Source organism: Leptothoe sp. ISB3NOV94-8A (genome assembly GCF_043421595.1).
In the GTDB taxonomy this organism is placed as follows: domain Bacteria; phylum Cyanobacteriota; class Cyanobacteriia; order Phormidesmidales; family Phormidesmidaceae; genus Leptothoe; species Leptothoe turfae.
The window spans coordinates 805,533-820,666 of sequence record NZ_JAXSQW010000001.1 but is presented as its reverse complement, the minus strand read 5'-3'; the positions used below and the strand labels follow the sequence as shown (position 1 = coordinate 820,666).

The 15,134-nt window shown below is 45.6% G+C and carries 15 protein-coding genes; 6 read left to right on the top strand and 9 right to left on the bottom strand.

Going from position 1 to position 15,134, the window contains the following annotated elements; all coding sequences use genetic code 11:
* Window positions 1-228: 228 nt before the first annotated feature.
* Entirely contained in the window at window positions 229-1,137 is a 909-nt protein-coding gene (locus tag SPB21_RS03400) for a TraB/GumN family protein (protein WP_499865476.1), read from the top strand.
* A gap of 10 nt (window positions 1,138-1,147) precedes the next feature.
* Here the strand turns inward: SPB21_RS03400 and SPB21_RS03395 are convergent, their stop codons facing one another.
* The 3 genes from SPB21_RS03395 to SPB21_RS03385 all read right to left on the bottom strand — a co-directional run bounded on the left by SPB21_RS03395 (window position 1,148) and on the right by SPB21_RS03385 (window position 4,688).
* Window positions 1,148-2,863 carry a WD40 domain-containing protein gene (locus SPB21_RS03395; protein WP_499865474.1) on the bottom strand — a complete coding sequence of 572 codons (1,716 nt, stop codon included), beginning with the start codon at window positions 2,861-2,863 and terminating at the stop codon, window positions 1,148-1,150.
* Between the two features lie 462 nt (window positions 2,864-3,325).
* The gene (locus SPB21_RS03390; protein WP_163670787.1) at window positions 3,326-3,628 is read right to left on the bottom strand and encodes a hypothetical protein; all 303 of its coding nucleotides are present in this window, start codon (window positions 3,626-3,628) and stop codon (window positions 3,326-3,328) included.
* A 160-nt stretch (window positions 3,629-3,788) separates the two neighbouring features.
* Window positions 3,789-4,688 carry a response regulator transcription factor gene (locus SPB21_RS03385; protein ID WP_163670788.1) on the bottom strand — a complete coding sequence of 300 codons (900 nt, stop codon included), beginning with the start codon at window positions 4,686-4,688 and terminating at the stop codon, window positions 3,789-3,791.
* 699 nt (window positions 4,689-5,387) lie between these two features.
* Between SPB21_RS03385 and SPB21_RS03380 the strand changes: the two genes are divergently transcribed.
* Window positions 5,388-5,693: a hypothetical protein gene (locus SPB21_RS03380; protein WP_499865472.1), complete on the top strand. Its 306-nt coding sequence runs from the start codon at window positions 5,388-5,390 to the stop codon at window positions 5,691-5,693.
* 888 nt (window positions 5,694-6,581) lie between these two features.
* On the opposite strand, the gene SPB21_RS03375 is transcribed toward SPB21_RS03380, so the two are convergent.
* From SPB21_RS03375 to SPB21_RS03360, 4 genes are all read right to left on the bottom strand, one after another.
* Window positions 6,582-8,465, bottom strand: a complete 1,884-nt coding sequence (locus tag SPB21_RS03375; protein WP_499865470.1) for a sensor histidine kinase — start codon at window positions 8,463-8,465, stop codon at window positions 6,582-6,584.
* Window positions 8,466-9,134 (bottom strand): response regulator, encoded by a 669-nt coding sequence (locus tag SPB21_RS03370; RefSeq protein ID WP_163703102.1) that lies wholly within the window; start codon window positions 9,132-9,134, stop codon window positions 8,466-8,468.
* A 256-nt stretch (window positions 9,135-9,390) separates the two neighbouring features.
* Entirely contained in the window at window positions 9,391-9,531 is a 141-nt protein-coding gene (locus SPB21_RS03365; RefSeq protein WP_499060002.1) for a hypothetical protein, read from the bottom strand.
* 27 nt (window positions 9,532-9,558) lie between these two features.
* Complete coding sequence (locus SPB21_RS03360; protein WP_163670797.1) at window positions 9,559-10,284, bottom strand: DUF928 domain-containing protein; 726 nt, start codon at window positions 10,282-10,284, stop codon at window positions 9,559-9,561.
* 381 nt (window positions 10,285-10,665) lie between these two features.
* On the opposite strand from SPB21_RS03360, the gene SPB21_RS03355 reads away from it, so the two are divergent.
* The gene (locus tag SPB21_RS03355; RefSeq protein ID WP_499865469.1) at window positions 10,666-11,865 is read left to right on the top strand and encodes a M20 family metallopeptidase; all 1,200 of its coding nucleotides are present in this window, start codon (window positions 10,666-10,668) and stop codon (window positions 11,863-11,865) included.
* Window positions 11,866-11,973: 108 nt separating this feature from the next.
* Here the strand turns inward: SPB21_RS03355 and SPB21_RS03350 are convergent, their stop codons facing one another.
* Window positions 11,974-13,068, bottom strand: a complete 1,095-nt coding sequence (locus tag SPB21_RS03350) for a CBS domain-containing protein (protein ID WP_499060063.1) — start codon at window positions 13,066-13,068, stop codon at window positions 11,974-11,976.
* A 255-nt stretch (window positions 13,069-13,323) separates the two neighbouring features.
* Window positions 13,324-13,695, bottom strand: coding sequence for a recombinase family protein (locus SPB21_RS03345; protein WP_163670818.1), 372 nt, complete (start codon window positions 13,693-13,695; stop codon window positions 13,324-13,326).
* Between the two features lie 171 nt (window positions 13,696-13,866).
* Between SPB21_RS03345 and SPB21_RS03340 the strand changes: the two genes are divergently transcribed.
* From SPB21_RS03340 to SPB21_RS03330, 3 genes are all read left to right on the top strand, one after another.
* Window positions 13,867-14,163 carry a 2Fe-2S iron-sulfur cluster-binding protein gene (locus SPB21_RS03340; RefSeq protein WP_006519722.1) on the top strand — a complete coding sequence of 99 codons (297 nt, stop codon included), beginning with the start codon at window positions 13,867-13,869 and terminating at the stop codon, window positions 14,161-14,163.
* Between the two features lie 60 nt (window positions 14,164-14,223).
* Window positions 14,224-14,448 (top strand): pyruvate formate lyase-activating protein, encoded by a 225-nt coding sequence (locus SPB21_RS03335; RefSeq protein WP_163700366.1) that lies wholly within the window; start codon window positions 14,224-14,226, stop codon window positions 14,446-14,448.
* A gap of 85 nt (window positions 14,449-14,533) precedes the next feature.
* Window positions 14,534-14,995, top strand: a complete 462-nt coding sequence (locus SPB21_RS03330) for a CBS domain-containing protein (RefSeq protein WP_499865468.1) — start codon at window positions 14,534-14,536, stop codon at window positions 14,993-14,995.
* The last annotated feature ends 139 nt before the right edge of the window (window positions 14,996-15,134 follow it).

Here is a 15,134-nt window from a genome sequence, read left to right as displayed (position 1 = left end):
AAAATTTTTACTAGACACCCCACTGTCTTACTCAGGGCGTACATTCGTGCGCCCTTTAAGCTCTGGATTCGTCATCACTATCCTACATAAATGCATGACGATAACGCCAGAATTAGCGATGCCGTACCATCCACTAAACCTTAATCTATAATGACACTTAGTCTCTATGTGTGTTAGACCTGGAAAATTGCACAGCTTATCTATGTTTAAACTTCAAATACAGAAGCCATGAACATTAAAAGTCCTTTCTCTAGAACTTGCTTGACAGCAATGCTGCCATTGGCTGCTTTTTTCAGCTTAGTACAACCAAGCCAGGCTGAAGATAAGACCTTCCTATGGGAAATTGAATCCCCTAACAACACGGTGTATCTGCTTGGTGCCATCCATCTTTTAAGAGAGACGGATTATCCCTTGGCTCAGCCTATTGAAGCTGCATTTGAAGATGCCGAAACCGTTGTTTTTGAAGTTAACATTGGTGCATCCGAAAGCCCAGAAACTCTACAAACCTTTTTGGCAGCAGCAGCACCCGATAGCCCAGATGAAGTCATCTATAACGCCCTCGATGACGAGACCTATCGACTAGCACAAGAAACAGCTACCGCCATAGGCCTGCCCTTCGCTGGATTTAACAACTTTGAACCTTGGGCTTTCTTCATCAACCTATCTGTTTTCAAACTCTTACAGCTAGGCTTTGAGCCAGCCTATGGCGTAGATACCTATTTCTTCAATGAAGCGAGCCTAGCCAATAAAAATGTCTTAGCCTTGGAAACCATTGAAGAACAATTTGGGTTCTTAGACGATATGCCTCCGTCTATCCAGGCAGACCTCGTTAAGCAAACCATTTTAGAATTAGATGCCTTAGAAACCGTAATGGGTTCAATGATTTCAGCCTGGAAATCAGGTGATGCCCCTACATTTGAAAGTTTGATACTAGAGGGCTTTGCCGGTTTTCCTGAGGCCTATGATGCTCTGCTGGTACAGCGTAATCAGAACTGGATGCCGGACATTGAATCTTATATTAATCAACCCGAAGACTACTTGGTGGTGGTTGGTGCTGCCCATTTAGTCGGTGACGATAGTGTAGTTCAACTGCTACAAGATAAGGGGTACACCGTCCAACAAACTGGCAACAACTAATAAATATGCCTTAAGTCTGCTGCCAAATCTTAACCGTTGTATCAGCACTGCTGCTTACAATCACTTTGCCATCTAAGCTACAGGCAACGGAGCAGACAGCGGCTTGATGCCCTGTTAGAGTATCAATATTTTGTCCAGTGCTTGCATTCCAAAGCTTAATTGTTTGATCGTAGCTACCACTTACAACAATCTGATTACCTGTACTAAAGACTAAGGAACTTACAGCAGCAGTATGACCTTTGAGTTCAAACAGTTTTTTCTGGCATTGACGATTCCACATCACAATTTTGTCGCCGCTACCGACTGCCAAAAGAGAACTCTGGCGGCTTAAAGCTACAGCTCGATTAGGTTGGCTATCAATGGAGAAAGAACGAATTAATTTGCCAGTTTTAGTGTGTCGTATATGCAGCTGATTACTGTTTCCTCCATAAACCATGGCTTTGCCATCCCACCCCATGGCTAAAGCTAAGATTTCTTCTGGATAGTCCTTAAGGGCATAAATTTCTTTGCCAGACTTTAAGGACCACAGACGCACCGTTGCATCTTGACTCGTACTGACTAAAAACTGGTTATTGGGGCTAAATGCTAGGGCCGTAACCGTAGCTGAATGTCCCGAGATTAAATTACCAAACGAGCGCAGTAATTCCCCTGTGCGCATATCCCAAAGTTTGATGGTGGTATCGGCACTACCACTAGCGATCAATTTACCATCCCAACTAACCGCAACACAGTGAACTGCTTGACTATGGCCACTGAGGGTTCTCAGTAAACTGCCGGTCTTGACGCTCCACAACCGTAGGGTTTTATCGTGGCTGCCCGTGACTAGTTTTTTTCCGTCTCTTGAGATCGCAACAGCAGAAACATCCCCCGTATGGCGCGACAACGTATGAATACACTGCCATCTAGACAAAGATCTAGACGTTGAATGAGAGGACTTTCTCGGTGAGGACTTTCTCGGTGAGGACTTTCTCGGTGAGGACGATGGCCTCGATGAGGACGATGGCCTTGATGCTGGTTCCTTAGCTTGTTGCTCCAAGTCGCGCAGGCGTCTAAAATCTGCATTAGCCTTATCGTCATAGCCTCGACGAAAGTAGGCCTGGCTGCGATACCGATAGGCTTCTATATGGTTAGGATTAAGATGAATGACCGTAGTGAAATGTTCAATCGCAGCTCCATATCTTCGCGATTTGAACTGAAGCACCCCCCGTTGAAATGTACGTTCAACATCAGGTCGGCCATTCACATCAGGGTTTGAGGATGGGGCTGACGACATTTGCTGTTTGAGCGTAGCCACCTTTTCAAAATCGGCTTTAGCTTGCAGGCCTAAACCGAGCTGTTCTAAGGTAAACGCCCTAGCCTGATACGCTTGTAAATAGTTTGGCCTTTTGCGAATAGCTTGGTTAAAACTCTCAACCGCTTGTTTACGTTTACCCGCTCGAAGCAACCCAATCCCCTCTTGATAATGCTCCTCAGCGCTGGGAGGACGTACTGAGATTTTAGTACTTACATTTTTTAATGTATCCCCATAGGGAGCATGAATAAGCTTGTGGTAGGCTTCTTTGATTAACTCAAATTTCTCCCGTGCCTCTGGCAGTTGATCTGGCTTTTTAGAAAATTTATCTGGATGCCACTGCTGGGCTAAACGGCGATAAGCTCGTTTAATATCTTCTTTTGTGCTGCCTGGCTCTAAATTGAGCACGTCATAATAATAATTAAAGCTTGTCATGAGCTTAAAAGTGCCTAATTATTTTATTCGCTAGATGATTCCGCTCAATAATAGAGAGAAGACTAGGTCATTTAACAACAGTTATTCCCGAGATGATCATTCGGGCATTGCTGATCTTCAGCATGAATCTACCTATTAACTGTAGGCTATCAACCCGTTTAACAGATAGATTTATTCTCTAAATCAACAACGACTGAATCCGAGCTACCCAGGGACATGGAATCTAAAGACAACGATAATATAGTAAGTTTGGAGTCATGCTAGCAAATCTTAGACTTATCTGGGACAGCCATCACCTAATTTTGGCAAGCCTCACACCCTTTTGACAGAGCTTTATAGGATATCCTCACATGAAAAAAGCCCTGACGGTTGCCAGGGCAAATGCTCAATGCACATCTGCTGAGTACTTACCAGGCTTTGTAGCGAGCGCCGCGATAAGTCAAATAACCGTAATGACAGCCTCTAATCATTAACAATAACTGAACCAGCAATCTCTTCTACCGCAGGTAGTCCATTGCTAAACGCACCACGTGCCCCTGTTGCCAATGATCGAATATATTGCCCATCAGCTGGTACATAGACACACTGCATCACAGTCATCCCGTCCATCTCAGCCTCCAGCAAGTAACCATAACCACCTGCAAAATCCACAGACTCTTGCTTGACAATATTGACTAATGAGAAGCCTCTAGTACCGCGTAAGAGATGCTCCGATATATCTGTGGTATTTTGCCCATACAGAACATTTTGACCTCTTTCAATCATTACTAGTGGCCTCATCCCAGATGGGCCAGTGGCCTCAAACTATGGTGACGATGCACCAGCCAAATAGCTGCATTTAAGTCTCCTCGTAACTGTGCCACATCCTGACGGTTCTCTTACATTTCCTCTAGGCCCCTTTTATACAGAAAGTTTTGCCTAAAGTCTAGCGCTTAAAAACGGTATTTGATGAAGAGAGACTACTCAGGGGCACCATGTTATCAGCCAGTGTCTGATTGGGTTTACAGCCATATTTCTTTAACATAGCCAGAACACGTTTCTCTCTGATGGGTTTATGCAAAAATCCATACGCACCAACAAATTTGGAGCGCAACCGATCAATAATGCCATTATTATTGGTTACGATGACAATTGGCGTCTTCTTGAAACCCGTAATACGCCGAATCTGAGAACATAGCTCATAGCCATTGGCCATGGGCATAACTAAGTCCAGAAAAATAATCTGGGGCTTTAACTCCAATAATTGCGGCAAAGCTTGTAGAGGATCAGAAATATTAACGTAGCTGTAGCCCGCATTCTGTAGAATCTCAGACATCACCTGACTATCAGTCGGATTGTCATCCACATAAACAACTGGTGTAGAAGATAAGGATTTCTCCAGACTCATCTTCTTTTGTACAGAATCAACTGTTTGAGGTTGCAACGGAATAGGCTGCACCGTACTTGCCTTTCCCTGAGGAGAATCTGAAGAAGATAACAGAATTTCAATTCTTTGTAAAAGGTGCTTGAGGGAAAGAGGCTTCCGATCATAGGCATCAAAGCCGGCTTGAATGAGCAGTTGCCCATCTACTGATCGCTCTGCTATGACAATAACCGGAATCAGCCACGTAGCTCTAGATTGCTTCAGATTTTTAATTAACTGCCACCCATCTACCACGGGTGCATCTAGGTCTACCATCACCAAATCTGGAGCTTCGGTCAGCGCCAACAGGAGACCGTCATCGCCTCGATTGGTTGAAACTACGTCATATCCATATATATTAAGCCCTTGTTCAAGTGTCTGATAGTCTGACTCACCATCACTTATAAGTATTATTTTGACCATGAAAACAAATTATTTTTTTTCAGGTAAAAGCCCAATGAAAGGCTTTACATTCTATATAAAGATGGCAATAACTCTATTTGCTCTCAACAAGACATATTTTTGATCTATCAAAAGAATGATCAACCAAATAGAGTCAGGGTCTGCCTTACGAGAATCAGCCTAGCAACATCTCCAAGCAGTGTAAATCAATTTACAACAGACCGTTTAGCTGAAGAAATATATCCCAAATACTCTTGCGGTAGAGCCCAGATGAGTACTGCCAATGTCCCCAAGGGGACCACAACTATCAATTAACTCATAAGAACAATCAAATTTAAACCATATGATCAAAATATTAATAATAGGAGAATAGGAGACTTTTATTCAGTAGATGAACCTTAGCTAAGGGTTCAAGTTTGACTAAGTCCTTTCCGGAAAAATTGGCTTAAGTCTATCTTTTCTATAAGCATAAGAATATAAGTTTTGAAAATAACATTACGGCCATTGATACTAAAGATTCATGTTGTACACGTTTGAACTCGCATAAAAACTTTGATAAGCTCTGGTTTAGCCAAATAAAACCCACAAATCGAGCCAAACACTTATTCTATGCATAGATAAAAAATATAGTTTTTTAGAGTGAAAATAGTCGTCATTTAAGACTAAATAACCTATGGTTTGGCTAGTTATTAGCAACTATGTGACACTAACCAATCCACAATGCAAACTGTAAAAAGAACCAAAATAAGGAAATCAGGTATAGACGAGTTTATGGACAAGCCTTTGAGCCCTGCCGAGTACTGCGCTAAGTGGGTTCCTGAGATGCATAATATTAAGCCCAATGAATATGGATACAAGGGACTTTGTATTAAAGAGCTGCATCGCATTACTGGCTATTCTGAAAAGACGATCAAGAATTGGGGTTCTAATTTTGAACGAGCACCTCAAGTTGCGAGTCGACTTTGCACAATGGCAAATATTTTGAATCAAACATGCTTAGATTGGTCATACTTTGCAGATAATTAATATTTTATTTAAACGCCATTTAAATAAAATATCTGGTCACCAATAGCGACCAGATTCTTTGTATTTCTCATGAGAAATCAGTTGATTATTTACTGTTTTTCATGAGAAATTTCTCACAAAGAAGAAGGCATAGGAAATTATTTTAATACATAAGAAACGTTGGTGACTTTTGATTTTCTATTAGAATAAATTATTATAACTTTTCAGGCTATACAACTAAGGTATAGTCTGAAGATCAGCTAGCATCCTTAAGCAACTTAGCCACGGTCAGACATGATGGGCACATCTATCGTGATTTATGATGTCTAGCATTGTTGTTCCTCAAAAGACTGAAATCTGAACCATCATAATTTAGGGGATCCTATAGTTCGATTTGTCTCCTTAACCAGCACTGGCGGATACCTTAATCTCAATCCAGCAAATCAGCTCGCTCCATATTGCAAGACAATAGATAGCACGTCTTGAATTTATAAAGGCTGATCTGAGTCTCCTAATAAATAAACAAATATGGAGAAATACTGCAAAATATGGAGCAAAGCTTAAGCAGATATGAAGTAACGAATAATTTTTGATTTTTGCTCGTTATCTTTGAGCGTATCAGGTTATACAGCCTGAAACTGTGTTGGCTGGGTGTTGTACCGCTATGTCCCATTATCAGACCTTGAAGGAGAGCGACGTCAAAGGTTTGAGCAACACGCAACCTATAGACTAGGGCGGTGGTGAGTTTTTGTCGCTTCCTCACCTTTATTGTTTCCGAAGAGGGCTTCAACTCCCTAACAGAGCGGTCGTAGGAAACAAACGTTCTAAGTCACTCCTCTCCACTTTGATAGGAGTGACTCGTCTTTGCATTGAAAATCATCGGGCATTGTGGTGCCTTGGCTGGCTGCCTCACCGGGACTTCCACTTTGCTTTGCGTGTGGACCAATAAAGTTCACTACAGACGCCACGGGGTTCCAAACGTTGACGTTCAAAGTGACCGCCCAGATGGTTAGCTAGCTTAGTTGCTTGCTGAGTGCCTCGACCAATCCGTCGATAATTTTGATTAGGATCTTGACTCACCCCGTTATCTACAACGCGAATTATATTTTTAGAGTCTTCTTGACGACAAATTACCACTAAGCGAGAACAACTTCTGGCATATTTACCCACGTTGCAGAGGGCTTCTTCTAAAAAGCGGCCAATCTCTCGCTTGCGATCATCACTTAAGCCTTGTTCTAACATCGGCTCGAAAGTTCTAATGTGGACTTTAATGCCTTCAAAGTGAGGGAATTCATTGCGCTGTAACGTATGTTCATAGACCTCATAGAGCATTTCATGCAGCGGCTGATTTAATCGAATAATGCGGTTACCATCTAGCTGTAAACAACAGCTCTCCTCAACCAGAAACTCTTGCTGCATGGCTTCATAGATACCCCGCAATTCTTGATTGAGGGATCGTAAGTCACGATGTAGGTCAGAAGAGAAATTTGGGTCTTCGGATACACGCGACAAGATAGTCGACAATTTTTGCAGTGGCCCGTTGTGAATTTGGTCAAATGTGCGCTCTATAAGCTGCTGACGATCTTCTAGACGTAGCGTCAGCTCATATTGTCTTCTATAGGAGGGATATAGGGCGACACCATTTAAGAAGAAGGCAACGGCAGCGGGAATGAGCGGAATCCACCAGCCGATGTATAACAATCCATAGCTGATAAATGTTATGCCTAAGACCAGGATGACAAGGCTGACAAAGTAATAGGTGGCTTTAATTTTGAAACGGGCTAAGACAATGCCCAACATACCCCAGCCGACAATCCAAGTATATTCGACCCAGTCGGGCCACCCCCTTAATAAAGGGCGATCATCTAAAACAGCATTGATAATTTGACTAATGGCATGGGCCTGTAATTCTACACCGGTTACCAAACCAGGGTTAAAGCCATCAATAGCAGCGGTATTGACGATATCTTTGACACTTTGGGCGGTGACTCCAATTAAAACAAGGCGATCTTTAAGCAGGGTTGGAGAGAACTCCCCAGTTTGAATATCTTGATAGGTAATGATGTCAAATGGGGTGGAGCCGCTGCGAAAATTGATGAGTATCTGCTCACCCCCTGCATCTGTTTGAACATATCCTCCTGTGTTGGGTTCAAAGGGTACTAGCTCCACAGACCCAAACCGCATAGCGCTAGGGTTACGAAGGCCATTTTCGAGCATTAGCCCTGCTTGAACCAGGTAAGCTTCAGCCAGGCGGATGGTGAAGGAAAAACGATAGTTATTGTGCTCATCTGTTGCCCCTAAGAGACTACGACGAACAAAACCATCATCGTCTAACAGAGTGTCAACAAAACCGATGCGAGATTCTGGAGCATCGGTAGGGGGAGGAATACTGGGCGGTAAAATTTTGTTGATAACAACTAAGTTGTCCAGGTCTTGGATCGTTTTAATAAAATCCTTGTGACCGGGTTCTATGGGGATGTCGCGCAATATGTCCAAACCCATGACGGTGGGTTGATACTGATTCACGTCTGTTAGTAAATCGGACAATACTCCACTGGGCAGTGGGTATTCGCCAATGGCTTGAATATCTTCTTCAGTGATGGCAACTACTGTAATGCGCTGATCGGTGATTTCTGCGGGTCGCGATCGCAACCCAGCATCCAACGCCTGCCACTCAAAGGGTTGAAAAATACCCAGGAGTCGAGCCGCCACCACAGCACCAACAATGGGAATCCCAGGTAAAATGCCCCGGACACCATCAAGCAGCCACCGTTTGAAGACGCGTGTGCCCATTTAATCCAACAGACCCTCCTGACGCGCCCGAATTTCTGTTTGAATGCGCATATTTTTTCCCTCATCTGGATATACCCCCAGGGCATCCTGCACTCTGGTCCAATAGTGTCGTACGGTGCGCTCAGATATGCACATCTTTTCTGCAATTGTTTTATCTTGCAACCCCTCTTGAAACGCCAACCGTAATACCTCTAACCATTCCGGTTTCACTTCTAGTTTGACCCGCATCTCGCGCGGCGTGTAGACCAACCCTTGCAGCGACCAGTCCACCTTGGTCAACATCTCTCGCATGGGGGCACTTTTATCAGAAATGGTGAACCCACCCTGGTGCATTTCAATGGCAGGCTTGAGTCTTACTAAAGAACGTACATGAGCACTTTGCACAACAAAATTAAGCTGTGGGTAGTCCGTCATCAGATCGCGCAGCAGCTGAATGCCAACCTCTGTTTGAGCAGGCGCATTTGCCTGGGGAGGAATAGAAAGATCCATAATCGCCAGATCAGGCTGATCTTGGGCAATGATATCCTTTGCAGATTGAGCATCTTGGCCAGTTAGAAATTTGGTGTCTGGATATTGCGTTTGCAACAGATTGAGGGTGCCTGCCAGGACAGCCTCATGATCATCCACAATCACAATTAACTTAGGGGGCAGCTCTGATGTAGTTGGCATAGTCTAGTAATTGCTCCGATCAAGGTTGATTAGGGACTGGGATAAAGACCCGCAAAACTCACAACTCACCTCGACATCACTCCATATCATCCGACAACGCCCCGGCATAAAGAGTTGAAATATTTGTTGATTTTTATTCAATTCCCATTGAAGCGATGTGGAGTTCATAGTGTCTGGAGTCAGGTTATCTAAACTGAGCTGCAACTTTTCCCTATCCTTTATTTCTAGCAGGCCTAGGGGTATACGCGCTGGTTGTTCAGCGGACTGAAACACTAGTAAACATGTTGCGCCCATACCCCAGCACCCTACGCTGTTGCTCGGCCTGTTGCTGAGGCCATGGCAAAGGTTGCTCCAAACCCAGTTGAACCACCCTATGGTGACTTATCCACCGTTGCATTAAATTAAGACAATCAGTGACGGCTGGTCAATGCTCAGGAGTTGCGATCGCATCTTCTAGAATGGCCAAATCATTCAGCAACGCTCTGCGCATGGCAACCACATCGGGCTGTTCACCCTGGCCCAAAATTGAGATGGCATCATACCAATAACCAGCCATAGCATAGGTTTCAGCTTTTTCCGAGGCGTTGGCCGTCGTAGAAATAGTGCTGACTGACATGGGAACAAACTCAATTTCAGCTTCGTAAACCAGCGCCGAAGACGGGCGATTGGGGTTACACTGCAATACCAACTGCCATAGATACCGTGTTCCAGATTGCAGTTCCACTGGCGGCTGGTACTGGTTGATGCCCGGTTCATAGGACAGCATTTGTAAATGCTCTAGTTCATAGGAGCCCGATGCATCGATCGTGTAGAAGCTAAACTCCACGGGAACAGGCTCATCGTCTGGTAAAAACCAAGTCAGTTGGGGTTGAGTGTTAGCTGTAATCCCAACAAAGCCCTTAGGGGCAAAAATACTCGGCGCAGATTCGCCGCTAAAGCAACCGCCACGTCGGGTGCCGGTGGGTGTGCTGGGGGACTGCGGAGCAGAGGGGTTAACCGGCTGAAAATAACGGGGGGCGGTTGATATGGTGACACCCTCAGGCGCTGAGCCGTCTGATCTGGTGGGCTGATAATCAGCATATGCGATCGCACTCAGGTTGCTAGCCACCCAGACAATGCCTAAAACTTTTATCAAGGAATGATTTTTCATTTTGATTCCACGATAGACACCACCATTCACAACTCTCGAACTCTGCCCCAGTTTTCTTAAATATATAGGACGTTTTCCAGCAGCAGCTAGTTTTCCTTTCACGGATATCTTTTATCCAACGACCCTACGCCATATAAACAGTCATCGTTACCAGTTTGAAGTATGCTTTTGTCGAAAATTTGCCAATGCAATTGCTGATTCAGAGGATTCACCGGTCTAGAGCGATTGCTATTGAACGGTGTCTTACAACTAAAGCTATCCCAAGGATCAGCAATGCCCTGTCAATTCTCAGCATCTCGCAGCTTAATTCAGACCGCTGCCTAGCAACGCCGTCGTCTTCCGCTTACCTTAGTCAACATTCAGTAGTCAGTATTTTCCGCAATGCTCAGCCAGATTCAAGCCATTACCCAAAAAATCACCCCCCGCCTGATCGAAATTCGTCGTCACATCCACGCCCATCCAGAACTGAGTGGTCAAGAATACCAAACGGCTGCCTATGTGGCGGGGGTGATGTCATCCTACGGATTTCATGTGCAAGAAATGATTGGCAAAACCGGTGTTGTTGCCAATCTAGAAGGCACTGGACAAATTTCTGACATCCTGGCCATACGTACGGACATGGATGCTTTGCCCATTCCCGAGCAGGTGGATTTGCCCTTTGTTTCTAAAAATCGGGGCATTATGCACGCCTGTGGCCATGATGTGCACACCACCGTAGGATTAGGTACCGCCATGGTGCTGGCAGAACTGACTGAACAGCAGCCTTTTGCTGGGACCACGCGATTTTTATTTCAGCCCGCTGAGGAGACGGTGCAGGGGGCGAAGTGGATGATTGCCGATGATGTCCTAGCAGATGTGGCGGCGATCTTTGGGGTACATGTGTTTCCCAGTATCAAGGCCGGTAAAGTTGGACTGCGACGCGGCGTCTTAACAGCAGCAGCGGATGATCTAGAGATTGTCATCATTGGCGAGTCGGGCCATGGCGCTCGCCCCCATGAGGCCATTGATGCCATTTGGGTGGCCTCCCAGGTGATGACCACCCTACAGCAGTCCATCAGCCGGCGACTAAACCCGCTACATCCTGCTGTCATTACCATTGGCAAAATTTCTGGGGGCAAAGCGGCCAACGTCATCGCTGACCGCGTCGTCATGCAGGGAACGGTGCGATCGCTTCAGCCTGACATCTATGCCAAACTCCCCATCTGGATCGAGGAAATTGTCGCGGGTGTCTGTGCCATGCATGGCGCTAAGTACGAACTTAACTATCAGCGGCGAGTGGCCTCGGTGATCAACACCGACCACTTAGTGGCCATCGTTGCCAATGCCGCCCAAACTGCCCTGGGCGATAGTCACATCGAATGGCTAGCTGAACCCTCCATGGGCTCTGAAGATTTTGCCCTCTACACCGAACGGGTACCTGGCACCATGTTCCGCTTAGGCGTCGGATTTGAGGGACGACACAATCATCCGCTGCATCACCCTAAGTTTGAAGTGAATGAGGAGGCGATCGCAACTGGTGTGCTGACGATGGCAACCAGCGTTTATGAGTATTGGCAACAGGTTGAGGGGAAGGGGGGGTAGGTATTGGTTATTGGTTACGGGCTCTTAGTTCAAGGCCTTTAATGGGGAGCACCCATTTAACAACAATCAACCAATACCTAAGAACCAATACCTAAGAACCAATACCCCCTATTGCCCCAATATTGCCTGTACCTGCTGTAGCGATCGCAATGCACCTTGCACCAAACCCTGTTGCTGATCTGACCTCACATTAGCGTCATCTGATAAGCCCAGTAGCTTAGTTTCAATATCAAATAGTAGGTTGGTGATCTGGTCTGCGTTTTTCGCAGGCTGGGGTGTTGTCCTCAGATTCTGGGCTGAGGGGGAGCCCTCCCCAATTTGGTGCAAGGTACGCTGAAGGCTCTCGATGATACCGTACATCTCAATGGGATCAAATACTCTCAGCAGACTGGTTTGGGTGACAATGCCCAAACCGCTGCCCCAATTCCAGGACACCACCAGACGGCGCACATGGCGTGTTTGCATTGCTTGATGAGCTGTCCACAAAGAATCCGTAGGCTCTAACAAAAATAGCGGTGTGCTCATCACATCCTGAGCCGTTAATCGCTGTAGATTTAGCTCCAGGGCCTGAAATTGCACAATATCGCGCTCTGTGACAATGCCCATGGGCGTAAAGGCCTGGAGCTCACGGCGGTCGGTATCATGACTATCCACTTCGACAATCACAATGCAGCTGACTCGGTGCTCTGCCATCTGCTGAGCCAGCTGCATCACCGGCGTATTGGGCGACGCATGGATCACATTGGTGGACATCACATCCGCAACCCGCCGCATCCTGAGCAAATTTGCCGGACGCAGTACCCGCCGAATACTATCGGGGGTGACAATACCCACGGGTTTATTGTGCTCATCAACGATGGGCAAATGCCGAATCCGATAGCGACGGAATAAAAATAGGACCGCAAAAATATCTTGAAACGCCGACTGTTGTAGGGTCTTGACCGGCGATGTCATGACATCAGCAACGGTGAGCGCACTTAAATCCACACCATCGGCAGTCAGTCTGACAATATCGCGCTCGGTAAAAATACCAATGGTCTGATCATTATCTACGATCAAAACACAACTAGAATGGCGGTGATTAGAGCTGCCCGTCGTCAACCCACAGTTACTCCGTATAGCACCCATAGTTGCGATCGCCTCACCCAAAGGCCAATCAGGAGATACCTTTAATACCTGGCGATCAATGGCGTCTGTCATCATCGGAGTGACCGTTTGCCATGGATCAGACGGCGTGGCGCTCCCATCAGGAATCTGATAGTCACCCAGCTCAGCACAATTGATGTCGGGCATAGGCATTGAATTCAAGGCCTTATCAAGGGTCATTAGGGATGTAACACATAAACAAGATTAAAACTTTACCAAGCATGGACTTTAGCTACCCTGAGGTATATAGTTAAGGATGTAACATTACATCAACCCAAAAGCCCATATGAATAGCATTTGGAGGGGTTTAGGTTATGCCTCAGCCTCATTATCAGATGCATTGGCAGGCTTGCCAGGCTCACCCGTTACTCTGGGCGTTTTTCCGTAGAGCCTGTCTAGGACACGCTTAACCGATATGCGCTGCCATTCTTTACCCCGCTTAGTCTTATAGCCCTGGGTATTCATCCAGTTAGCAATTTGCTGTAGCGATTTTCCAGACTTATGGTGACGACGTATCAGCTCAATGATTTGCTGTTCTTTTTCGTCGGCCACTAAATTGCCATCGACCGTTTTTTCTCCAAATGGAGGCGAACCGTAGCCAGCATATCCTCCCTGGGCTGCTTTACTACGTCTTCCTAATTCTAGTCTTTCCCAAATGGGGTTCTTTTGAGCGTCGGTAGACATAGGAACTATGAACGGATGGTAATAAGCATGGAACCAAAATGGCACCCAGTACTCCTAGCATATCGGTGTTTGGGATGCGGTTCTGCTAGTAGCCTAACAAACTTAATCGTGGCTAGGCCTACTTCCGCAGGGGAAAAGCAGCTGTATTTTTTGTAGAGAGGAGAATAATTGATGGCGACGTATAAGGTGACACTAATTGGCGAAGATGGTGCACAGCAAGTTATTGACGTGCCTGACGATCAATACATTGTTGATGCAGCTGAAGAGCAAGGCATTGATTTACCAGTTTCTTGCCGTTCTGGTGCTTGTTCTACCTGCGCTGGCAAACTAGTTGCTGGCAGCATAGATCAATCAGATCAGTCATTTCTGGAAGATGAACAAATTGAAGCCGGATTTGTTCTAACTTGCGTAGCCTATCCCCAGTCTGATTGCACCATTCAAACCCACCAAGAAGACAACCTTGAATAAAACTGTTGATGATTCATATAAGAACTAGCAACGCCTAATTTATATGATGGGCCAATCGCCATGCCGGAATTTACACCCTTTTCCTCTCAACAAGTTCATTGTCCATATTGCGGAGCCATTGCTGATCGCTACTTTTTAGACCTTAGTCAGTTATCTGAACAGGTAGCACAGCGATGTGCAGCTGATGACTTTGTGACGCGAACTGTTTGTGACCATTGCGATTATTTAATGGTGCTCTGCACCAAGAGTGATGCAGTCCTCGAGGCCTACATAGCAGGCTTTTAAAACATCAGACATCAGACGTTTTGCCCAACGCCTATCCATAGAAGCTTTTTAAGCTTTTTATTTGTAGATCAGGAGATTTGCGACAATGATGGCAGCAAGAGAAATCATGACCCAGGATGTGGTCTCCATTAGCGGCTCAGCGACAGTGGCTGAAGCTGTTGCCTTGATGAAAGAAAAGGGACTACGAGCACTGATTGTAGATCGTCGCAACGAAGACGATCCCTATGGCATGGTGACAGAAACTGACATCGTGTACAAAGTAGCCGCCCATGGCCATGACCCTAAAGAAATGCGGGTTTATCAGATTATGACCAAGCCCTGCATTGTAGTGACACCAGAGCTGGGGGTAGAATATGTAGCGCGTTTGTTTGCCAATACTAAAATTCGTCGTGCTCCCGTAGTTCAGGGCCATCTACTCGGCGTCATTTCAATTTCAGACATTTTACGCAAGAGCGACTTTGTCGAAAAACCAAAGAAGGATTTCTATGGAAATGATGCCTACATGGATAATCCAGAAGTTCTGCAACAGCGGGAATATGATGTTTAGGCATCAGGCTAAAGATATCAGGTACGGAATAAACGTTAGGGCCTGCCCCTAAAATTCAGCCTATGCTTATAAACTTGAAGCTAGGGCCTAGGGCTTGAATTACCAATTAATTAAAGTCAGACGCAAGAGATTCTCCCAA

Bases quoted from the DNA above. Each gene is read 5' to 3' on its own strand.
- SPB21_RS03370 (WP_163703102.1), bottom strand. From the start codon at position 9,134: ATGCCAACTACATCAGAGCTGCCCCCTAAGTTAATTGTGATTGTGGAT.
- SPB21_RS03400 (WP_499865476.1), top strand. From the start codon at position 229: ATGAACATTAAAAGTCCTTTCTCTAGAACTTGCTTGACAGCAATGCTG.
- SPB21_RS03360 (WP_163670797.1), bottom strand. From the start codon at position 10,284: ATGAAAAATCATTCCTTGATAAAAGTTTTAGGCATTGTCTGGGTGGCT.
- SPB21_RS03365 (WP_499060002.1), bottom strand. From the start codon at position 9,531: ATGCAACGGTGGATAAGTCACCATAGGGTGGTTCAACTGGGTTTGGAG.
- SPB21_RS03340 (WP_006519722.1), top strand. From the start codon at position 13,867: ATGGCGACGTATAAGGTGACACTAATTGGCGAAGATGGTGCACAGCAA.
- SPB21_RS03375 (WP_499865470.1), bottom strand. From the start codon at position 8,465: ATGGGCACACGCGTCTTCAAACGGTGGCTGCTTGATGGTGTCCGGGGC.
- SPB21_RS03395 (WP_499865474.1), bottom strand. From the start codon at position 2,863: ATGACAAGCTTTAATTATTATTATGACGTGCTCAATTTAGAGCCAGGC.
- SPB21_RS03380 (WP_499865472.1), top strand. From the start codon at position 5,388: ATGCAAACTGTAAAAAGAACCAAAATAAGGAAATCAGGTATAGACGAG.
- SPB21_RS03350 (WP_499060063.1), bottom strand. From the start codon at position 13,068: ATGATGACAGACGCCATTGATCGCCAGGTATTAAAGGTATCTCCTGAT.
- SPB21_RS03330 (WP_499865468.1), top strand. From the start codon at position 14,534: ATGATGGCAGCAAGAGAAATCATGACCCAGGATGTGGTCTCCATTAGC.
- SPB21_RS03385 (WP_163670788.1), bottom strand. From the start codon at position 4,688: ATGGTCAAAATAATACTTATAAGTGATGGTGAGTCAGACTATCAGACA.
- SPB21_RS03345 (WP_163670818.1), bottom strand. From the start codon at position 13,695: ATGTCTACCGACGCTCAAAAGAACCCCATTTGGGAAAGACTAGAATTA.
- SPB21_RS03355 (WP_499865469.1), top strand. From the start codon at position 10,666: ATGCTCAGCCAGATTCAAGCCATTACCCAAAAAATCACCCCCCGCCTG.
- SPB21_RS03335 (WP_163700366.1), top strand. From the start codon at position 14,224: ATGCCGGAATTTACACCCTTTTCCTCTCAACAAGTTCATTGTCCATAT.
- SPB21_RS03390 (WP_163670787.1), bottom strand. From the start codon at position 3,628: ATGATTGAAAGAGGTCAAAATGTTCTGTATGGGCAAAATACCACAGAT.